The organism is Burkholderia sp. Tr-862 (assembly GCF_011753085.1).
Classification (GTDB): Bacteria; Pseudomonadota; Gammaproteobacteria; order Burkholderiales; family Burkholderiaceae; genus Burkholderia; species Burkholderia ambifaria.
The window spans coordinates 1-204 of record NZ_VWWG01000436.1; the positions used below are offsets into that span (position 1 = coordinate 1).

Below are 204 nucleotides of genomic sequence, written 5' to 3' on the forward strand. Positions count from 1 at the left end.
CGCTGCTTCGCAACGCGACCAATCCGGGAAGAAGCAGTAATTTTGAGTTGTGTGTATCACACACGAGAATCCAACTTGTCCGACGCGCTCTGTTAGCGCGAAACAGACTTGTTATAGGATCAAGCCTTACGGGCAATTAGTATCAGTTAGCTGAACGCATTACTGCGCTTACACACCTGACCTATCAACGTCCTGGTCTCGAAC

The 204-nt window shown here is 49.0% G+C and carries 1 rRNA gene; it reads right to left on the reverse strand.

The annotated features are described in order from the left end of the window. Positions 1-115 precede the first annotated feature (115 nt). Positions 116-204 (reverse strand): 23S ribosomal RNA (locus tag F3J14_RS35360); the annotation flags it as partial.